This is a genomic window from Paenibacillus doosanensis (assembly GCF_025060755.1).
Classification (GTDB): domain Bacteria; phylum Bacillota; class Bacilli; order Paenibacillales; family NBRC-103111; genus Paenibacillus_S; species Paenibacillus_S doosanensis.
Window position 1 is genome coordinate 62,016 of the sequence record NZ_JANYUY010000003.1, and the last position, 19,900, is coordinate 81,915.

The window sequence follows — 19,900 nt, forward strand, 5'->3', positions numbered from 1 at the left end:
AGATGAATTGATTCGCATTCATGACAATGAGGTGAAACTGATGGCAAAAACAATGTTTGAAAAAATTTGGGACAATCATGTCATTCATCAGGAAGCAGGCAAACCTAGCATCATCTATATCGACCTGCAGCTGGTGCATGAAGTGACATCCCCTCAGGCGTTCGAGGGTCTTCGTTTGACAGGCCGCAAAGTGCGCCGTCCTGATCTGACGTACGCTACAATGGACCACAACGTTCCTACCAAAGACCGCTACAATATTACGGACCCTATCTCCAAGCAGCAGATCGACACGTTGTCGCAAAACTGTAAAGATTTCGGCGTTACATTGTTTGATTTGGACAGCATCGATCAAGGCGTTGTTCACGTTATGGGCCCTGAGCTTGGTTTGACGCATCCCGGCAAAACGATCGTGTGCGGCGACAGCCATACTTCCACTCACGGCGCATTCGGCGCTTTGGCATTCGGTATCGGCACTAGCGAAGTAGAACACGTTCTGGCTACTCAATGCTTGCAGCAATCGAAAGCCAAAACGCTGGAAGTTCGCATCAACGGCAAGCTGAACCCAGGCATTACGGCTAAAGACTTGATTTTGGGCGTTATCGCCAAATACGGTACGGACTTTGCTACCGGTTATGTCATCGAGTATACAGGCGAAGCGATCCGCAACCTGTCTATGGAAGAGCGCATGACGGTTTGTAACATGTCCATCGAAGCAGGCGCCAGAGCAGGCTTGATCGCTCCGGATGAGACGACTTTCGAATACCTGCGCGGACGCGAATACGTTCCTCAAGGCGCTGCATTCGACGAAGCGGTTGCCGAGTGGAAGAAATTGACTACAGACGAAGGCGCTGTATACGACCGTGTGGTTGATTTCGACGCCGACAGCCTGATTCCGCAAGTAACCTGGGGAACTAGCCCTGGTATGGGTACCGATGTGACTGCGCTTGTTCCGGACCCACAAAGCTTCGCAACGGAGAACGAACGTAAAGCCGCTGAAAAAGCGATCGAATATATGGGCATCACTCCAGGTACTCCGATGACGGATTTGGCCGTTGATTATGTATTTATCGGTTCCTGTACGAACGGCCGCATCGAGGACCTTCGCGCTGCCGCAAAAGTAGCTCAAGGTCATCAAGTATCCTCGAATGTGACCGCAATCGTAGTTCCGGGCTCCGGACGCGTTAAAATTCAAGCGGAAAAAGAAGGCTTGGATAAAATCTTCACCGAAGCTGGCTTCGAGTGGCGCGATGCGGGCTGCAGCATGTGCCTGGCGATGAACCCGGACGTATTGAAACCAGGTCAACGCTGCGCATCGACATCCAACCGTAACTTTGAAGGACGTCAAGGCCGCGACGGACGTACGCATCTTGTATCCCCTGCTATGGCAGCGGCCGCAGCGATCAAAGGACATTTCTATGATGTTCGCGAGTGGGATTTCAAAGTGAAGCAGGAAGCTTAATTCAATTTATTTGAGTGAGGAGAATAACGACATGGAAGCTTTTAGCAAGCATACAGGCCTCGTAGGTCCGGTTGACCGCGTAAACGTAGATACAGATGCCATTATTCCTAAACAATTTTTGAAACGGATCGAGCGTTCCGGTTTCGGCCAATTTCTATTCTTTGAATGGCGTTTTGACAAGCAGGGTGAAGTGATCAAGGAGTTCTCCTTGAACCAGCCGCGCTACCAAGGCGCGTCCGTATTGATCTCCCGCGCCAACTTCGGTTGCGGATCTTCCCGCGAGCACGCTCCTTGGGCGATCCAGGATTACGGCTTCAAAGTCATTATCGCTCCGTCTTATGCGGACATTTTCTATAACAACTGCTTTAAGAACGGCATTTTGCCGATCAAGCTGAGCGAGGAGCAAGTGGAAGAACTGTTCCAACGCACGGCCAAAACCGAAGGCTACCAACTGACCGTCGATCTGGAAAGCAAAAAGATCACCGACGATCAAGGCCTGAGCATCGATTTCGATCTGGATGAGCACCGCCGCCAGTTCCTGCTGCAAGGCTTGGACGACATCGGTTTGACGCTGCAGCATGCGGATAAAATTGCAGCTTACGAGGAAGCACATAAAGCCCGTTTGGCTTACAAATAAGCATTGCGCGACGACTGTCCGGTTCATGGAACCGGGCAGTTTTTTCGTTGTCCGGGCATTGCAGCGCAGCCGTTTCCGGAGGCTGGAATGAACGGAAGCTCTCTTCCTATCGCCAGTTTATGGTAAAATGGTCTTAAACGGCTGGCAATGCTATGCCGCATAAGGGGGGGCTGCTCTCGTGGAAGGGCAACTGGAACAGGCGAAAGCGATATTAAGTCAATACGGGCAAGAACATCTGCTTCGCTATTACGATACACTGCCGGATGAATCGAAGCGAAAGCTGCTGAAGCAAGTGCTGAAGATCGACTACGCTCGTCTGAATGCGATTCGGGGCGCGATCAAGCCGGTCACGGAGGAGGGGCTTGCCGGGGAGCATATGGCGCCGATGGACGGTTTGAGCCTGGAAGAGCTTACGCAGGAGCAGAGGCGGAATATCGAAGAGCTCGGCTGGACGCTGCTGCGCGAAGGGAAGGTCGGAGCCATTGTGGTGGCGGGCGGGCAGGGCAGCCGGCTCGGCTATGACGGTCCCAAGGGAACGTACGATATCGGATTGCCTTCCGGCAAATCGCTGTTTCAACTGCAGGCGGAACGGCTGCTCAATTTGTCCGGCCGTGCGGGCAGGACGATTCCTTGGTATATCATGACGAGTCCGGAAAATCATGAGGAGACGGTCCGCTTTTTTGAAGCGTCCCGCTATTTCGGATTTCCGCGGGAGCACTGCCGTTTTTTTCAGCAGGAAGCGCTACCCGCCCTGGATGAGGAAGGCAAAATCGTGATGGCGGCCCAAGATGAGATCAGCCTTGCTCCTAGCGGCAACGGCGATTGTTTCGCGGCGTTGAAGCGTTCGGGTCTGCTGGCGGAGATGAAGCTCCGCGGCCTCCGGTGGCTGTTTTATTACAATGTCGACAATGCGCTCGTCAGGGTGGCGGACCCGTTGTTCGTCGGCGCGGCGGAGCGCGGAGGGCACCCGCTTGCGGCCAAGGCGGTGGAGAAGTCGCATCCGGGAGAGAAGGTCGGCATTCTGTGCTGGCGCGGAGGGCACCCGGCCGTCGTCGAGTATACCGTGATTCCGGAGCGCGTCATGAACGAGCGGGATCGCAGCGGCAAGCTGGTCTACGGTATGGGTAACGTGTCTATGCAGCTGTTTCGGATCGACTTTATCGAGAAGGCGGCTGATGCGGAGCTGCCCTTTGATATGGCGCATAAAGCGATACCTTGTATCGGCGGCGACGGCGAGCGGATCGTGCCGGATCGGCCGAATGCCTATAAATTCGAGCGGTTTATCTTCGATGCGTTTCCGTTAGCAGACCGGATCACGGTGCTTAAAGTAAACCCGGAAGAAGAATTCGCCCCCGTCAAAAATAAAGAAGGGGCCGATAGTCCGGCGACGGCCAGAGAGCTGACGCTGGCTTTGCACCGCAAATGGCTGCTTCGGGCAGGCGTGGCCGAAGAGCTTCTGGCCTCCCGCAGCGTCGAAATTTCGCCGCTCGTCTCCTATGCCGGAGAAGGGCTGACCCCGCAGGTTCTCCGCTCTCTCGGGCTGTAAAGTGTAAAGCGCTCCTGTGCGGTGAGGGCGCTCAGGCTGCACCCGCCTGGCGGCAAATCGGCGGCGGCCTGGGACAAAGCAAAGGCTGCCTGACGGGAAGAAGAGCTGCCGTTCCTCTCCGGGGATTACGGCGCTCATTTTCCTTAAGACAGCCTTTCGCCGCAGTCGGCGCTTATTTGCCGCGGTGCTTTCGCTTTGCCTTCTGCACCTTCAGCGCATATTTGCGCTCCTGCATTTCTTCTTTTTGGCGTTTGGATTCGGTTTTACGCTCCTGATTCAAGTATACGGCAAGGGGGCCGGCTCATTCAATAACCTGCTGCCGTCTTCACGCTTTGCGGATATGCCGCAAGCACCATAGCAGCAGTACGATCAGCAGCGGAACCCAGAGCAGGAGCACCGTCTGAATCGCATGCGAAACGCCGCCGCGATCGGCCAAAACGCCGAGGATGAGGAAGGTAGCCATCATCCCCGTCGAGATCATCATGCTGAATACGGAGAGCATGGTGGCGCGCAGCGAAGCGGGAACGAGGTCGTTCAAATAAGCTTCCAAGAGCGGCTCCAGATAGCTGATAAAAACCGAAAGCATGAAGAAGGACAAGACGACGGGCCAGGCGCCCGAGCTTCCCGCGAGCACAATCAGAAACACGGTAAAGCCGATTCCCGATGTGAGGAGCGAAGCGGTTTTGCCGATGCGCCGTTCCACGAGATAAGCTGCGGCGGTAATGGCGGCGGACACCCACGTTTCGATGCCGTTGAAGGTCCCGATCGTTTTATTGGGAAACCCGACGTTTTGGAACAAGACCTGGCTGTAGAACGTAATCGACCATGCCATCGAATAGAGCAGCCCTCCGAACAAACTTAGCGTAAGAAACGGACGGTTGGAGCGGATGAATGAATAGCCGACCTTCAGCTGACCGGCAAACGTTAATTCGGTGACCCCTTGCAGGCGAATTCGGGTGGAGCCGCCCACGGGTGACGGTTTGTTGGAGAAGGTGACGGGATCGATGACCGGCAGCAAAATAAGCAGCGTGAGCAAATGAACGAGCGCTTTGCCTCCGTACACCCATTCCCAATTCATATCCGAGAGGAAGCCGCCGAAGCTTCCGCTGACGCCCATCGAGATCAGCATAATGGCCGAACCGTAAGACATCCGCTGCTTAAACCGGTGTTCCTGGCCTTGGACCTGCAGCGTTTCGTAGAGCAGCGCGTTTGTCGCTCCCGACTGCAGCGTGCCGACGAACCCTCCGAGCAGAAACCCTGCGATAATAAAAGGAGCGCCGGATGAAAGCATCAGGCAGCCGGCGGACAGCATGCCGAGCAGTTGGGCGATAAGCAGACTCGATTTTTTGCCGTAACGGTCGGCCAGGTAGCCGGTAGGAATTTCGAACAGGAAGACGACGCCGTGGTACAGCGCTTCGATGACGCCGATTTCCGCCAGGGAAAATCCGCAGGATACGAGATACAGCATCCAGATACCGCGATCGAGAATGAAGGAATTGCAGAGCTGATATAGGTAAAATAGAGGAATATTTCTTGACAGGCCATGCCCCTTAGGGCTGTTCTTCGAGGTTTGGTTACGATCCATTTTTATCATCCTTTTTTCGGGGTTCCCCCGATTTATACTCGGGAAAAGGACGCATGTCGGATTCCCGGCAATAAAAAAAGCCCCGGATCGTTGCTCCGCGGCCCAAGGATGACAAAGGTTCGCTCATTGCATGGCAATGAAGCTCGTCATGTCCGTCCTGCAGGCTGAAGAAGACGCCGATCCGCACAACCGTTTATAGGCAGACTGATCCCGTTTAGCGCTGCAGTAAATTTGATGACGCGGACATGGCCCAGAAAACGATTCCAATCGTACACGGCTTCTCACCCTTTCAAGGCATAATGAGCAATTTCCGTTTAAGCATAACATAACGCCCCGCCGGGCTCCAAGGAAAATTTCGTTATAATTCTTCGGAGAATAAGCCCTTGGCCTGACGGAATCGGAAATCTTTGGGCGTCATCCCGTATTTGTCGCGGAACACGCGGTGAAAGTACGAATAGCTGCCGAAGCCGGACGTTTCGGCGATCTGCTCCAACGTCATATCCGTATAATTCATTCGCTCGATCGAGGTGGACAGCCGTATTTCCAAAGCGTATTGAATCATCGTTTTGCCGAAGCATTCTTTGAAGAGGTGAACGGCCCGCGATACGCTGAGCCCGACATGAGCCGCCACATCCTCCACTTTGAACGGCAATATCGCGTGCTCCTCGATAAAGCTTTTCATGCGCGAAGCAAGAAACGAGCTTCCGTGCAGCGTCCGCGTTTCGACGATAGCCCGGTCGATATGCAGACAGAGCGCCCTCAGCAAATAATCGGAGAGCTCCGGATTCTCGTCCTCGATCCGCCGTTTTTCCAGAACGATCTGGCGCCATAAGGTCAGCAGCCGTTCGTAGGCGGCGATCCGCACCTTCTGCGGCTTCTTGCTTTTTCTCCACCAGGCGGCAAGCCATTCTCCCTTGCACATAATGTAATAATCGCCGCTGGAGACGATCGTTTGCCCGAGCTTGTTCGCATGCTCCTCCACCCGCAAATCGTACACGTCCCCCGGTTGATAGAGCAGCAGGTCGCCCGTCTCGATCCGCGTCATCGTTCCGTTAACGAGCGCCTGGCAGCATCCTTCGGTTTGCAGGCGGAACAAATAATGACGCATACTTTCCTTGTAGCCGGTTTGAAACCGTTGAGAATGATAGGAATAGCCGCTCGATAAAATTTGCGAGTGCATCAGCGTGGCTCCTTTTATGTTTTTATAGCCAAATAGTTCATGTTACAAGCACATCGTTCATAGTCATTATAGGGGATTTGCGATTAAAATGGTATCAAATAGATCACTTATTTGGAGGATGAAAACGAATGAGAAGAATGGGCATTGGTTTACAGCTTTTTACGCTTCGCGACGATATGGCGAGCGATTTTACCGGAACGCTGCGCAAAGTGGCCGAGCTCGGTTATGAAGGCGTTGAATTTGCGGGATACGGCGGACTGTCCGCCGAGGAGATGAAGCAGCTGCTGGACGAGCTGAACTTAAAGCCGATCGGAGCGCACGTCAGCTTGCAAAATATGCGCGCCGACCTGGACAAGGAAATCGATTATTTGCTCGCTATCGGAGCGGAATATTTGATTTGTCCGTACGTTGCGGCCGAAGAACGCGAAGATGCGGAAGCTTGGAAAAGCTTGTTCGGCTTCCTCGGTCAAGCCGCTCGCCGCGCTAACGAGAAAGGCTTGAAGTTCGCTTATCATAACCATGCCTTCGAGTTCGAGCTGAAAATCGGCGATCAATATGTGTTCGATGCGCTGTATGCGTCGGCGCCGGAGCATATTCTGGTGGAGATGGATGCGGGATGGGTGCAGTATGCGGGCCTTGACACGCTGCAATACATTGCCGATTATGCCGGCCGTTTGCCGCTCCTGCACTTGAAAGATTTCAAAGGCATGATTAACAACCAGATCAATACCGTCGAATTGGGGCAAGGAGAGATCAATCTGCCGTCCACGATTCAAGCGGGGTCCGATGCCGGCGTCGAATGGCTGATCGTCGAGCAGGACCGCTGCCAAAATCCTCCTCTCGAAAGCGTTGCCACCAGCTTGAAATGGCTGCAAACGAACTACTTGAATCAATTTTAATCATAGAAACCGTTGATAAAGGAGCCAGATGACCATGAGTAAAATTAGAGTAGCCGTTGTTGGATGCGGATCGATTTCCAAACACAGACATATTCCGGAGTATGCGGGCAATCCGAATGTCGAGCTCGTCGCTTTCTGCGACGTGATCATGGAGCGTGCGGAGCATTACGCCGGGCAGTACGGCGCCAAAGCCTATACCGATTATAACGAGATGCTGAAAGCCGAGAAGCCGGATGCGGTGAGCGTTTGCACACCGAACGTACTCCATGCTCCGGTAGCCATCGCCGCAGTCAATGCAGGAGCGCATGTGCTCGTAGAGAAGCCTATGGCGACGACGGAGGCCGAGGGATTGGCGATGATCGAAGCGGCCCGTAAGAACGGCGTTTACTTAATGGTGGGGCATAATCAGCGCTTGATGCCTCCTCACGTCAAAGCCAAACAATTGCTGGAGTCCGGCAAAATGGGCAAAGTGCTGACGTTCCGCACATCTTTCGGACATCCCGGACCTGAGGGCTGGAGCATCGACGGACGCGATAGCTGGTTTTTCCGCAAGGAAGAAGCCATTATGGGCGCCATGGGAGACCTCGGCGTTCACAAGTCCGACCTGATCCGCTGGCTGCTTGACGACGAGGTGGTCGATGTGGCCGCATTCGTCAATACGCTGCACAAGGAAGGAACCGATGTCGACGATAACGCTACCTGCGTGCTGCGCATGAAGAGCGGGACGATCGGCACGCTGGTCGCCAGCTGGACATACTATAAAGGCGGCGACAACAGCACGGTGCTCTGGTGCGAGAACGGCGTCATGAAGATCGGGACGGACCCGGACGATCAAGTCATCGTCGAGCTGCGCGACGGATCGGTCGAGAAGTACAAGGTCGGCGCTATGGCGACGAACGAGAAACAAACGACGAGCGGCGTGATCGACGAGTTCGTACAATGTCTCGTGACGAAGACGCCGCCGAGAATATCGGGAGAAGAAGGCTTGAAATCGCTGAACGTCATTTTGGCTGCGTTCGAGTCGCAAGACACGAAGAAAGTTATTTCCCTGTCATAAGCATGATCCGGAAGGCTCGGACCGCTAGAATGCGGTATCGGGCCTTTTTTGCGTCACAACAATGCCACATGAATATTTTTTCTTTTCCGCTTCCGGTTGTGTATAATATTTCTAACAGGTTGATTCATCATTATAGAGTAATTAACCGTTGATGATATACTATATCTTTCTGCAGCGAAAGCGGTTAAGGGGGAGAACGGCATGCATTGCAGCAGAGTCGGCGTCGTCGGCGCAGGCACAATGGGGCAAGGAATCGCGGAAATGTTGGCATGGCAAGGATTGGATGTGGTGCTGATCGAACGCTCCGCCGAGAAACTGGAGCAGGCTTTCGAACATATCGAAGCCAGCCTCGACAAGCAAATGGAGAAGTGGGCGATAACCGCTTCGGAGAAGAAGCTGATCTTGTCGAGAATCCACAAGGAAACCGATATGAACCGGCTTGCCGTATGCGAGCTGGTGATCGAATCGATAAATGAAGACTTGGAATTGAAAAAGCAGCTGTTCATGCAGCTGGATGCGATTTGCCCCCCTCATGTCATTTTGGCGAGCAATACGTCGACGCTCAGCTTGACGGAAATCGCTGCGGTGACGGAGAGGCCGGAGCGGGTCATCGGGCTCCATTTTCTATACCCGGTATCGAAAATACATTTGGTGGAAATTGTAAGGGGTCTGAAGACATCCGAGGAGACTTTTGCTTTTACCAAACGGTTTGCGGAGGACACGATTCAGAAGCGGGGAATCCAGGTTTATGAATCTCCCGGCTTCGTGACGACTAGACTTATCTGCGTCTTAATTAACGAGGCGATGCATACGCTGTCGGAGCGGGTAGCCAGCGCAGAGGATATCGATACGGCGATGCGCATCGGTTATTCGTTCCATTACGGCCCGCTCGAAATGGCCGACCGTTTCGGGCTCGATTCCGTGCTTGCGGCGATGGAGCGCATGTTCCGCGAATTCGGCGATGTCAAGTACCGGCCTGCCGTGCTGCTGAAGCAGATGGTGCGCGCGGGACAGCTCGGGACAAAGACGGGGCATGGCTTTTTCCGCTATGATAGGGACGGTGATCGGGTATGAATATTTTGGTCATTAACGCGGGAAGCTCGTCGCTCAAATTCCAGCTGTTCAATATGAACGACGAGTCGGTGCTTGCCAAAGGCAAGGTCGAGCGAATCGGCATGGATTCCTCTTTGGTCTGCTATGAACCGGCGGGGAAGCCGGAAGAGCAGGAAGTGGCGGAAATTTTGGAGCATACGACGGCGGTTCGCAAGGTGCTGCAGATGCTCGTGCACAAGCGGCACGGCGTGCTGGAATCGATTGATGAAATCGATGCCGTAGGCCATCGGGTCGTCCATGGAGGGGAATCGTTCCCAAGCTCCGTTATCGTCGACGAGGATGTCAAGCGTGAAATCCGGCGGTTGTTCGATCTGGCTCCGCTGCATAATCCGGCTCATATGCTCGGCATCAATGCGGTGGAGGAAAATTTGCCGCAGACGCCGCAAGTCGTCGTGTTCGATACGGCGTTCCATCAGTCGATGCCGGCCGCATCGTATTTGTATCCGATTCCGATGGTGCTGTACAGGAAGCATAAAATCCGCCGCTACGGCTTCCACGGGACGTCCCACGCGTATGTCAGCGACAGGGCGGCCAAGCTGCTGCAGAAGCCGCTCGATCAGCTGAAGCTGATTACTTGCCATATCGGCAACGGGGCGAGCTGCACCGCCGTATGGAACGGCAAATCCTACGATACGAGCATGGGAATGACGCCGCTGGAAGGTCTTATGATGGGCACACGCAGCGGAGACATCGATCCGGCGATCGTGCCTTATGCCATGGGCAAAGAGGACTTGACGCTCGGGGAAGTGAACTCGATGCTGAATAAACATAGCGGTTTGATTGCGATATCAGGTATTAGCAGCGACATGAGGGAAATACTGGAGGCTATGGAAGCGGGCGACCGGGGTGCCAAGCTGGCGTTTGATATGTACGAATACCGGCTGCGCAAATATATCGGCGCTTATGCGGCGGCGATGAACGGGGTGGACGCGATCGTATTCACCGCCGGCGTCGGGGAAAATTCGGCTGCGCTTCGAGGCGCCGTATGCGGCAATTTGACGTTTCTCGGCATCGAGTTTGACGAGGCGGCCAATCTTAGCCGGGACCGGGGGGAGCGGCGCATTACAACCGAGGCTTCCCGCGTACAGGTGCTGGTCATTCCGACGAACGAAGAGCTGGTCATCGCCCGCGATACGCATGAGCTCATATTAGCTCGCACCAATGTAGTATAATCATTTAAGTCCAAATAGAGGAAGGATGGTCTTGCAATGAGCCGACAATTATCGATGATTCGCGATGTCGACCGGCATAAAGACGGTACGGTCACTATCGGCTGCTGGCTGCATAATAAACGGTCGAGCGGGAAAATCCAGTTTTTGCAGCTGCGGGACGGCTCCGGATTTATTCAGGCTGTCGTCGTCAAGAGCGAGGTAGCGCCGGAAGTATGGGAAGCGGCGGGCAAGCTGACGCAGGAAAGCTCGCTGTACGTAACCGGCACCGTGAGGGAGGATTCGCGCAGCAAGAGCGGGTACGAGCTGACGGTAACCGGGGTCGAGATTATCCAGATTTCCTCGGATTATCCGATCACTCCCAAAGAGCACGGCGTCGATTATTTGATGGACCATCGTCATCTGTGGATTCGTTCGCCGCGGCAGCGGGCCATTCTCGTCATTCGGGCGCAAATTATCCGGGCGATCCAGCAGTTTTTCGATGAGCGCGGCTTTCATCTGGTCGATCCGCCGATTTTGACGCCTTCCTCCTGCGAAGGCACGACCAATTTGTTTCATACCAAATATTTTGACGAAGACGCCTATTTGACGCAAAGCGGTCAGCTCTATATGGAAGCGGCGGCGATGGCTTTGGGTCGGGTGTATTCCTTCGGACCGACCTTCCGCGCGGAAAAGTCGAAGACGAGGCGTCACCTGATCGAATTTTGGATGATTGAGCCTGAGATGGCTTTCGTCACTCATGAAGAAAATTTGGAAATACAGGAGCAATTCGTATCCTCGATCGTGCAATCCGTGCTTGCCCACTGCCGTAGGGAGCTGGAGGTGCTGGAGCGCGATACGTCGAAACTTGAGAAAATCCAGGCTCCGTTCCCGCGGATCACTTACGACGAAGCGGTCGAGTTTCTCCAAAAGAACGGCCACGAATTCGAATGGGGCGAAGATTTCGGCGCGCCGCATGAAACGGCCATCGCGGAGCAGTACGAGACGCCGGTATTTATTACCTGCTATCCTACGGAAATAAAGGCGTTCTATATGAAGCCCGATCCGGATCGTCCGGAAGTGGTGCTGTGCGCCGATATGATCGCTCCCGAAGGATACGGGGAAATTATCGGGGGGAGCCAGCGGATCGACGATCCGGAGTTGATGGAAGAACGGTTCGCGCAGCATGAGCTGTCCAAAGAAGCTTATCAATGGTATATGGATTTGCGCAAGTACGGCAGCGTTCCGCATTCGGGGTTTGGTCTCGGGCTGGAGCGTACGGTGGCGTGGATTTGCGGGCTGGATCATGTGCGGGAGACGATTCCATTCCCGAGATTATTGTACCGCCTGTACCCATAAGAGACTTCCTCCCGGTATGCGGATAAGCCGTGTTCGGCAGGTAAGCCGGCACTCAGCGGCATAGAACATCATGAATAGCATAGAACGGTTTAAGCTGTTGTTGGGAGAGGTGAAACGGATGAAGCAATACGGCAATGAAGCGCTGGAGCTGCAGGCCGCCTTTATGGCCGGCTGGCGCGAAGGCAGTATAGGGATACCCTATTTATTGTTGAAGCATTATCATCAGCTGAAGCTGACGGAAGTCGACGTGTTGTTGATGATTCACGTCATGGCGTTTATGGAGAAGGAGCATAAGGAGTTTCCTACGCTGGAAGAGCTGCAGGAGCGGATGAGCGTGTCCGCGGAGAAGGTTATCGCCTCGCTGCAAAAGCTGCTGAAGGACGGACTGCTGGCGATTGACGAGGCCGTCGATCACCAGAACGGAATTCATTATGAGAAATACAATTTTAATCCGCTGTTCGAAAAGCTGGCCGCTTGCTGGTACGAGCAGGAACAGCAGCGCAAGAAGCCCGAGGAGCCGGCGGTCCGCAACGATATTTTCTCGGTGTTCGAGAAAGAATTCGGGCGGCCGTTAACTCCGATGGAGCTGGAGTCGATCACGGGCTGGCTGGATAAGGACCGCTATCCGGAAGAGCTGATTATGGCTGGACTAAAGGAAGCGGTGTTTGCGGGCAAGGTTCACTTCCGCTACATCGACCGCATTTTGCTGGAATGGAGCCGCAACCGCATTACGACGGTGGAACAGGCGAAGGAGCATTCGCAGAAGTTCAGATCGATGCGGTAGCGGATTACGGATGCCGTTCGAAGCCGGCCGGGCATCCAGAGGATTGAAACGACATTGAAAAAAACCTTTCGGGCTTGCGGGCTCGAAAGGTTTTTTGCTGTTGTTTTAAAAAAAAGGGGGGAACGCCGACTGCGCATGCGAAAGCATCTTTCGGATCGCTCTTGTTCCCGGATTTCTTGAATAGGTAAGCCCGTGAAACGGGGGAAATCCGGGAACAAAGGCGAACGCTAAAGCTTCTCCAGATTGCTCTCGCTTAGCGAAGCCCGCTTTTTACCGGGCTTTTAAAAGCATCCGGCTCAGCGGCCTTTATTGCAGACTGAGTGTGATCGTACCGTTTTCTTCGGTTGAGGAAGCTTTTAAAATTTCCGTAAAGAAGGAGGCGGGAACGAGCAGGCTGCCTTCCTGGCTAATATACGGAGCCGCTCCTAAAGCTGCGGGGTCCGCTTTATCGGCCGCATATTTATCTTCCCCGACCGTAATTACGGCCAGTTGGTTTCCGCGGATCAGCTCCGCCCTCTGGTATTGGTCATACCAAGTGACCGTATAGCCCAATGCTTCGGCTATGCCGCGAAGCGGAGCCATCGCGACGCCGTCGCTGCCGGTGACGAGAGCAAACTCCTGACCGTTCGCAGCAGCCTTTGTCGGCTTCGCGCTTCCGGTCCCGGGTTGGCCGCCGTGGACGGCGATACGAAATTCCGGCGCTCCGGCCGCATAAGGAGCGATTTCGTATTGGCCGAACACGATGACGGCTTCGCCGTTTTCAATGTAAAACGTCTGCGTATCCGTGATCCCTTTAAACGCGTCCGCAAAATAATTTTCCGGAGCTTTGGCGATTTCCGCCTGAATGATCGGGTTGATGACGTCCTGGTACTTGTCTCCGAACAGATCGTTAAGCCCGATGCTTGATGCCGTCTCTTTGTCGGAGACGTTGTAGGTGTCGATGCGGGTGCCTCCGTGAGCTCCGCCGGTATACACATAAGTGGACAGCTTGAGCGAAAACCGGTCGTTATTGGCGCTTCCGCCGTCCGATTTGATCTCGTATGTAACCGTGATGTCGTAAGGGCGGAACTCGTAGCCGTTTTGTTTGGCGTCGGCCGCGCCTTCCTTCGCTTGCGATGCGATGCTGTCCAAATCCTTCATCGCGGTTTGCTCCAGCATGTCATTGAACTTCGCCTCATATTGCTTATCCTTCAACCCGGAGATGACGGGAATGCTTAGATCGGCGGTATATTCATCGGTTTCTTGCTGAACTTTTTTGGAGGTCACGCGGATCAGCGAGTCCGTTAGTCCCGCTTCGGCCGGAATGGCGATGCGGAATTCGGGGCTTCCCGACGCGTAAGGCGCAATTTCGTATTGGCTGAACACGATGACCGCTTCCCCGTTCTCAATGTAAAACGTCTGGTCATCCGCGATCCCCTTGAAAGGCTCGGAGAAATATTTGTCCGGATCTTTGGCGATATCGGCCTGGATGCGCTCATTGATGATCGACTTATACTGATCGCCGAACAATGCCTTCAATTCGATAGCGTCCGCTTGGCTGCGGTCCGACACATTATAAGTATCGATTCGGGTCAGCCCATGCGCCCCTCCCGTGAATACGTAGGTGGACATTTTAATGGAGAGAACGCCGCTGCTGTTCGTTTTCACTTCGTAGCTGACATACAGCTCGTACGGATGAAACTCGTAGCCGCTTTGTTTGCTGTTCGCGGCGTCCTCGTGCGCTTTGGCTTTCAAGTCTTCGAGCTCTTTCAGCGCGCTTGCGGAAATGTCGTTGTTCAGCTTGGTTTGATAGGCGGTGTCCTTCATCCCCTCGATGACCGGAACGCTCAGATCGGCGGTATACTCGCTCGTATGCTCTTGGGTTGCATTCGGCTTGACCTGAATATGGGAAGCATTCGCAGGAACGGATGCGGAGACAACCGCCGGAGCGGATACGGGTACCGCGGCAGCGGGAGCGGCCAGTACGCTGGACGAATACGATGCAAGCAAGCATCCGGCAATGCTTAAAGACAATAATTTAAATGGCGTTTTCATGGTATATACCTCCTGTATGAATTAGATCGTCATACGGCCATTATAGCCAAAGACATCCTATATTTGGTTACGCGGAAGTTACAATTCCGGCACATCGGTTTTTCGAAAAATAAACTTTTTCATCGGAAAGTGTAACCTTTTGCGGTTATCCTTCGTCTATAATTTGGAAGTATTGGGTTTGATAGATACATAGAGTCGAGTTGACAATTAGTAGGAGGGTCATCATGCTTGGTTGGCTTCGCCCCAAAAACAAAAGCTTGCCGGCCGACGGCAGCGTCGAGGAACAGCCTCGGGCCGCCGCCGATGGCGAGCCGGACGCGCGGTTGATACATACTGAAGCAATTGCCGAGTCATCGCCGTCTTCATTCGAACGCAGCTTTGCGGAAGCGGAGGACTCCGCCGATTTAACGATACCGCTGCTGACGGTAACCGGAGTCGAGCGTTCCTTTCCGGTGGGAGGGCAGCAACTGCACGTGCTGAAGGGCATTAACATGTCGCTTTATCCGCGAAAGCTGATTATGCTGAAAGGGCGTTCCGGTTCCGGGAAAACGACGCTGCTGAACTTGATCGGAGGACTCGATCAGCCGAACAAAGGCGAAATCGTGTTCAAGGAGCACCCGTTTCATTTGTGCAGCGACGATCAGCGGACGCAAATTCGCCGCAAGGAAATTGGATTTATTTTCCAATCATTCGCTTTGATGCCGCTGCTTTCCGCTTGGGAGAACGTGGAGCTGGCGCTCCGTATGGCGGACGTGCCGCGATCCGAGTGGAAGCAGCGGGCTGCGCACTGCCTTGAACTTGTCGGCTTAAGCAGACGGATGCATCACCGTCCGTTCGAGCTGTCCGGCGGGGAGCAGCAGCGCGTCGCCATCGCCAAGGCGATTGCGCATCGGCCGAGTCTGCTGCTCGCCGACGAGCCGACGGCAGAGCTCGATTCGCAAATGGGAGCCCAGGTTATGTCGGTGTTTCGCGACATCATTGAGACCGAGAAGGTGACCATATGCATGACAACACACGATCCGACAATTATGGAGGTTGCTGACCATGTATTCGAAATGGTGGATGGAAAGTTCATCAACACGTAGGAGGAGGAGCAAGACGAAGCCGCTGCTGGTCGCATGCATGGCCGCGGCTTTGGCGGTCAGCTCGGGCTGCTCTTTGCTGCCGAAGGAGGCGGAAGAGGAGACGCTGCCTGTCGTAACTCCCCCGAAGCTGTCCAAGAAGCCGGAGTACGCGGTGAAGACCGAAACGCTGGAGACGAAGGTACGCGGGTCGGGAAGACTGATGGGGACCAAAGAGGAAGATTTGTATTTTACCGACGAAGAGAGCAGAAGAATCAAAGCGATTAATGTCAAAACGGGCGATCACGTCGAGCAGGGCCAAGTAATTGCCGAGCTGGACGTCACCGAGCTGGAAAGCCAGCTGAAGCAGAAAAGGCTGCAAACCCGCCGGGATGAGCTGACGATGATCGAGACGCTGCGCAAAGCCGACGAGATGAGCGCCGAGGATATCGAGAAGGCGAAGATCGATTTCGAGCTGAAGCGCGAGGATCTGAGCAAGCTGGAGAACACCATAGCCAACGCCAAGCTGACGGCGCCTTATGCCGGCACGATCGTATCCCTCTATTTGCAAAAGGGCGATACCGCCAAAGCCTACGACGCGGTAGCCACGATAGCCGACTTGAATCAGCTGACCGTGGTCGCGAGCTTGAGTGCGGACGACTTGAAGAAGGTCGCCATCGGCATGGAGGCGGTCGTCGATATCAACTCGGCTGGCCAGCATAAAGGCAAGGTGCTGCAGCTGCCGAATCCGAAGACGGACGACAACAACAATAACGGAAACAACGGGTATTACGGCGGGCAGAACGGCAGCGGTCAGCAAAAACAGCCGGATTCCATCGACAACTATTTGGTCGTTCAGCTCGATCCGTTTCCTGAAGGCCTGAACCGGGGGACGCCGCTCAGCGTGTCCATTATTACTCAACGCAAGGAAAATGCGGTCGTTATTCCGCTCTCGACCCTGCGATCGTACTCGGGCAGAAATTACGTGCAGGTTGTGGACGATCAAGGGAACAAGAAGGAAGTGGATGTCGAGATCGGCCAGCAAACGTCGACGGAAGTGGAAATCCTGAAAGGACTAACGCCGGGGCAGAAGGTTGTGGGACGCTAATGCCGATGCTGCGATTTTTATACCGGAAAATGTGGAATACGCGCTGGCTGACGTTAAGCTCCCTGATCGGGCTGATTATGGCCGTGGCGTTTACGACGAGCATCCCGATGTATTCCGACGGCTCCTTAAAGCGCGTCGTCTCCAAGTCATTGGAGGAGAAGAGCGGCGGACTGCCGGCAGGCTCCGTATTAATCCGGTACCAGGCGACCGGTTCGGATCGGGCCGATCTCGAATCGCTCAAGGATGCGGACCAATACATAACGAACGATTTACCCAAAGATATTGCATTCCCTTATGACGCATACGTAAGAAGCTATTCGATCCGCGCTTCCCAACTGACGCCCGAAGATCCGACGAAGGTCGACCCGAGCAAAAAACGGCAGATGACGCTGCTCGCGCAAAACGAGCTGAAGGAGCGAACGGAGCTGAAGCAGGGCGAGTGGTTTTCCGATAAGGTGCAAAGCGGCGTCGTCGAGGCGGTCATTTTGGAAGAAGCGATGTACCGCAACGACATTCATGTCGGGGACGTGTTCAATTATCCGATCTCCGGTGGGCTCGGCATTGCGCCGCTGAAGATCAAAGTGGTAGGTACCGTCGTTCCCAAGGACGATCAGGACCCTTACTGGTTTCAAGGGATGGAAGGCATTATTAATTCCTTTTTCATGAGCGAGACCGGATTTCAGGATTACATATTGAAGCAAAAAAATATTCCGCTTAATTTAGGCAACTGGTATTACGCCTTCGATTTGAAGGAAATACAAACGAGTCAGCTTTCTCCGCTCGAATCGAAGCTGGAGAGGCTGGACATTATTTTATATCAGAAGCTGAAAAACACGCGCGTGGACTTGTCGTTTATTCCGATTTTGCAGGAATTCAAAACGCAAAGCCTGCAGCTGCAAATCTTGCTGTTTACGCTGGCGGCGCCGATGATTGCGATGGTATTCTACTATATCGTTATGAATGCGCGGCAATCGCTGGAGCGGCAGCGAAGCGTCATCGCAGTGCTGCGCAGCCGGGGAGGCAGCACGAAGCAGATTATTTTCATCTACATATTGGAGGGCTTGCTGCTCGGCGCCATCGCCTTGGTCGTCGGCCCGATGCTCGGATGGTTTATGGCCAAAAGCATCGGTTCCTCCAGCGGCTTTCTGACTTTCGTCGACCGCAAGTCCGTTCCGGTAGGCGTTTCGGCCGAAGCGCTGATCTATGGAGGCGTTGCGGTGCTGATCGCGCTGATGGCCAGCGTCATCCCGGCCGTCGTGTACGCCAAGTCGTCGATCGTAAGCTACAAGCAGAAGCTTGCGCGCGCGGACCGCGCCCCGTTTTGGCAAAAATGGTTTTTGGATGTGCTGCTGCTCGGCGTCGTCGCTTACGGCTACTATTTGTTCGATCAGCGGCAGGTACTGTCCGTGCAAACCGGACTGACGACGGATCAGCTGCAGGTGCATCCGCTGCTGTTTTTCGTCCCGGCGCTGTCGATCATTGCGCTCGGCTTGTTCTTTCTGCGCTTGTTCCCATGGCTGCTGCGGCTGTGGAACTGGATAGGCAAACGATTTTTGCCGGTGCCGGTTTACTTGACGCTCACCCAGCTGTCCCGTTCGGCCATGGCTTATTATCCGCTCATGCTGCTGCTTATTCTTACGCTCGGTCTCGGAGTATATAATTCATCCGCGGCAAGAACGATCGATCTTAACTCAACGGACCGCATTCTTTACAGCTATGGTACGGACGTGATCATGCAGCCGGTATGGACTGCGGTGTCCGACGATTTGCCGCAAGATCAAACCGGAGGGCAAGGAGGCGGCAACGGCTCCGGCGCTGGCGGCAATACGGGAGGCGGCGGCTCCGGAAGCGGCGCAGGGGGAGGAGCTCAGGGCGGCGGACTCCCGGGCGGAGGCCAAGGCAGCGGCATGGAAGAGCCTCCGGGAAAGCAGCGGTATATCGAGCCTCCGTTCATCATTTTTCAACAGCTCGAAGGGGTTGAACAGGCGGCCCGCGTGCTGAAGACCAAAGGCAATGTGGTCATGTCCGGCAAATCGTTAGGGCAAGGCATGCTAATGGGGGTCGATAATGCCGACTTTTCCAAAGTGTTCTGGTACAGGAAGGATTTGTTTAAGATCCACCCGAATTATTATTTAAACCTGCTGGGCACGTATGAGCAAGCCGTTATTATCCCGACTTCGTTTGCCGAAAAGAATCATATCAAGGAAGGGGACATTATCAGCATATCCGTACAGCAGCAGCTGGTCGAGTTTGTCGTTGTGGCGACGGTGCCGTATTGGCCCAGTCAATATCCGGATCAGATGCCGTTTTTCATCGCGAATCTCGATTATATTTACGATCAGGCGCCGGTCACTCCTTACGAAGTATGGCTGAAGATGAAGGAAGGAGCCAAGGTCGCTCCGCTGCTCGAAGCGCTGAATCAAAAGCAGATCGACATCGCCAGCGTCAAGGACGTTCGCAACGAACTGATCATCCAGAAGAAGCATCCGGCCCGGGGCGGCGTATTCGGCATCTTAAGCTTGGGCTTCCTCGTATCCGTCTTTGTTTCGTTGATCGGTTATATCTTATATTGGTTCTTTAATTTATCCAGCCGCGTCGTTCAGTTCGGCGTCTTGCGGGCGATGGGACTGTCCCGCAGACAGCTGACGGGGATGCTGCTGCTGGAGCAGGGCTTTACCGCCGGATTATCGATCGCTCTGGGGATCGGAATCGGCAAGCTGACCAGCTACGTGTTTTTGCCTTTTCTGCAGACCGCGGAAAATGTGAAAACCCAGGTGCCTCCGTTCCGTGTCGTGTTCAATGCGCGGGATACGGATCAGCTCTACATTGTCGTAGCTTTTATGATGCTGACCGGGGCGACGCTGTTATTCCTGCATATCCGCAGATTGCGCGTCCATCAGGCCGTGAAGCTCGGAGAGGAGAAATAAACG

Annotated in this window: 16 protein-coding genes; 12 read left to right on the top strand and 4 right to left on the bottom strand. The window is 54.2% G+C overall.

All coding sequences use genetic code 11. The features are described from left to right. Positions 1-40: 40 nt before the first annotated feature. From leuC to N0M98_RS04075, 3 genes are all read left to right on the top strand, one after another. Positions 41-1,459: a 3-isopropylmalate dehydratase large subunit gene (gene leuC, locus N0M98_RS04065; protein WP_249862594.1), complete on the top strand. Its 1,419-nt coding sequence runs from the start codon at positions 41-43 to the stop codon at positions 1,457-1,459. Between the two features lie 31 nt (positions 1,460-1,490). After that, entirely contained in the window at positions 1,491-2,096 is a 606-nt protein-coding gene (gene leuD / locus N0M98_RS04070) for a 3-isopropylmalate dehydratase small subunit (RefSeq protein WP_259617029.1), read from the top strand. A 178-nt stretch (positions 2,097-2,274) separates the two neighbouring features. Beyond that, complete coding sequence (locus N0M98_RS04075; protein WP_259617030.1) at positions 2,275-3,642, top strand: UTP--glucose-1-phosphate uridylyltransferase; 1,368 nt, start codon at positions 2,275-2,277, stop codon at positions 3,640-3,642. A gap of 172 nt (positions 3,643-3,814) precedes the next feature. Here the strand turns inward: N0M98_RS04075 and N0M98_RS04080 are convergent, their stop codons facing one another. From N0M98_RS04080 to N0M98_RS04090, 3 genes are all read right to left on the bottom strand, one after another. After that, on the bottom strand, positions 3,815-3,922 hold the full coding sequence (locus N0M98_RS04080; RefSeq protein ID WP_249862597.1) for a DUF2992 family protein: 108 nt from the start codon (positions 3,920-3,922) through the stop codon (positions 3,815-3,817). Positions 3,923-3,967: 45 nt separating this feature from the next. Next, the gene (locus tag N0M98_RS04085; RefSeq protein WP_259617031.1) at positions 3,968-5,227 is read right to left on the bottom strand and encodes an MFS transporter; all 1,260 of its coding nucleotides are present in this window, start codon (positions 5,225-5,227) and stop codon (positions 3,968-3,970) included. Positions 5,228-5,585: 358 nt separating this feature from the next. Further along, positions 5,586-6,407 carry a helix-turn-helix domain-containing protein gene (locus N0M98_RS04090; protein ID WP_249862599.1) on the bottom strand — a complete coding sequence of 274 codons (822 nt, stop codon included), beginning with the start codon at positions 6,405-6,407 and terminating at the stop codon, positions 5,586-5,588. Between the two features lie 128 nt (positions 6,408-6,535). On the opposite strand from N0M98_RS04090, the gene N0M98_RS04095 reads away from it, so the two are divergent. The 6 genes from N0M98_RS04095 to N0M98_RS04120 all read left to right on the top strand — a co-directional run bounded on the left by N0M98_RS04095 (position 6,536) and on the right by N0M98_RS04120 (position 12,767). Further along, complete coding sequence (locus N0M98_RS04095; RefSeq protein ID WP_249862600.1) at positions 6,536-7,306, top strand: sugar phosphate isomerase/epimerase family protein; 771 nt, start codon at positions 6,536-6,538, stop codon at positions 7,304-7,306. Positions 7,307-7,340: 34 nt separating this feature from the next. Beyond that, a complete protein-coding gene (locus N0M98_RS04100; protein WP_249862601.1) occupies positions 7,341-8,363 on the top strand; it encodes a Gfo/Idh/MocA family protein in 1,023 nt (340 codons plus the stop codon). Positions 8,364-8,564: 201 nt separating this feature from the next. Continuing rightward, positions 8,565-9,437 (top strand): 3-hydroxyacyl-CoA dehydrogenase family protein, encoded by an 873-nt coding sequence (locus tag N0M98_RS04105; protein WP_249862602.1) that lies wholly within the window; start codon positions 8,565-8,567, stop codon positions 9,435-9,437. Then, a complete protein-coding gene (locus N0M98_RS04110; protein WP_249862603.1) occupies positions 9,434-10,648 on the top strand; it encodes an acetate/propionate family kinase in 1,215 nt (404 codons plus the stop codon). Before N0M98_RS04105 ends, N0M98_RS04110 begins: the two co-directional genes overlap by 4 nt. 36 nt (positions 10,649-10,684) lie before the next feature. Continuing rightward, complete coding sequence (gene asnS, locus N0M98_RS04115; protein WP_249862604.1) at positions 10,685-11,983, top strand: asparagine--tRNA ligase; 1,299 nt, start codon at positions 10,685-10,687, stop codon at positions 11,981-11,983. A 118-nt stretch (positions 11,984-12,101) separates the two neighbouring features. Then, complete coding sequence (locus N0M98_RS04120) at positions 12,102-12,767, top strand: DnaD domain-containing protein (RefSeq protein WP_259617111.1); 666 nt, start codon at positions 12,102-12,104, stop codon at positions 12,765-12,767. A gap of 306 nt (positions 12,768-13,073) precedes the next feature. On the opposite strand, the gene N0M98_RS04125 is transcribed toward N0M98_RS04120, so the two are convergent. Beyond that, positions 13,074-14,801: a PdaC/SigV domain-containing protein gene (locus N0M98_RS04125; protein WP_259617032.1), complete on the bottom strand. Its 1,728-nt coding sequence runs from the start codon at positions 14,799-14,801 to the stop codon at positions 13,074-13,076. A 224-nt stretch (positions 14,802-15,025) separates the two neighbouring features. Between N0M98_RS04125 and N0M98_RS04130 the strand changes: the two genes are divergently transcribed. Genes N0M98_RS04130 through N0M98_RS04140 form a run of 3 tightly spaced genes read left to right on the top strand, consistent with a single transcriptional unit; the run spans position 15,026 to position 19,897 of the window. Then, a complete protein-coding gene (locus N0M98_RS04130; RefSeq protein ID WP_259617033.1) occupies positions 15,026-15,886 on the top strand; it encodes an ABC transporter ATP-binding protein in 861 nt (286 codons plus the stop codon). Further along, positions 15,846-16,970, top strand: a complete 1,125-nt coding sequence (locus N0M98_RS04135; RefSeq protein WP_249862607.1) for a permuted SH3 domain-containing protein — start codon at positions 15,846-15,848, stop codon at positions 16,968-16,970. The genes N0M98_RS04130 and N0M98_RS04135 overlap by 41 nt, the downstream gene beginning before the upstream one ends. Further along, positions 16,970-19,897 (top strand): ABC transporter permease, encoded by a 2,928-nt coding sequence (locus tag N0M98_RS04140; RefSeq protein ID WP_249862608.1) that lies wholly within the window; start codon positions 16,970-16,972, stop codon positions 19,895-19,897. The genes N0M98_RS04135 and N0M98_RS04140 overlap by 1 nt, the downstream gene beginning before the upstream one ends. Positions 19,898-19,900: the final 3 nt, after the last annotated feature.

Excerpts from the sequence above, each read along its gene's own strand:
- leuC (WP_249862594.1), top strand. The coding sequence starts at position 41 with ATGGCAAAAACAATGTTTGAAAAAATTTGGGACAATCATGTCATTCAT.
- leuD (WP_259617029.1), top strand. The coding sequence starts at position 1,491 with ATGGAAGCTTTTAGCAAGCATACAGGCCTCGTAGGTCCGGTTGACCGC.
- N0M98_RS04085 (WP_259617031.1), bottom strand. The coding sequence starts at position 5,227 with ATGGATCGTAACCAAACCTCGAAGAACAGCCCTAAGGGGCATGGCCTG.
- N0M98_RS04090 (WP_249862599.1), bottom strand. The coding sequence starts at position 6,407 with ATGCACTCGCAAATTTTATCGAGCGGCTATTCCTATCATTCTCAACGG.
- N0M98_RS04095 (WP_249862600.1), top strand. The coding sequence starts at position 6,536 with ATGAGAAGAATGGGCATTGGTTTACAGCTTTTTACGCTTCGCGACGAT.
- N0M98_RS04100 (WP_249862601.1), top strand. The coding sequence starts at position 7,341 with ATGAGTAAAATTAGAGTAGCCGTTGTTGGATGCGGATCGATTTCCAAA.
- N0M98_RS04105 (WP_249862602.1), top strand. The coding sequence starts at position 8,565 with ATGCATTGCAGCAGAGTCGGCGTCGTCGGCGCAGGCACAATGGGGCAA.
- N0M98_RS04110 (WP_249862603.1), top strand. The coding sequence starts at position 9,434 with ATGAATATTTTGGTCATTAACGCGGGAAGCTCGTCGCTCAAATTCCAG.
- asnS (WP_249862604.1), top strand. The coding sequence starts at position 10,685 with ATGAGCCGACAATTATCGATGATTCGCGATGTCGACCGGCATAAAGAC.
- N0M98_RS04120 (WP_259617111.1), top strand. The coding sequence starts at position 12,102 with ATGAAGCAATACGGCAATGAAGCGCTGGAGCTGCAGGCCGCCTTTATG.
- N0M98_RS04125 (WP_259617032.1), bottom strand. The coding sequence starts at position 14,801 with ATGAAAACGCCATTTAAATTATTGTCTTTAAGCATTGCCGGATGCTTG.
- N0M98_RS04130 (WP_259617033.1), top strand. The coding sequence starts at position 15,026 with ATGCTTGGTTGGCTTCGCCCCAAAAACAAAAGCTTGCCGGCCGACGGC.
- N0M98_RS04135 (WP_249862607.1), top strand. The coding sequence starts at position 15,846 with ATGTATTCGAAATGGTGGATGGAAAGTTCATCAACACGTAGGAGGAGG.
- N0M98_RS04140 (WP_249862608.1), top strand. The coding sequence starts at position 16,970 with ATGCCGATGCTGCGATTTTTATACCGGAAAATGTGGAATACGCGCTGG.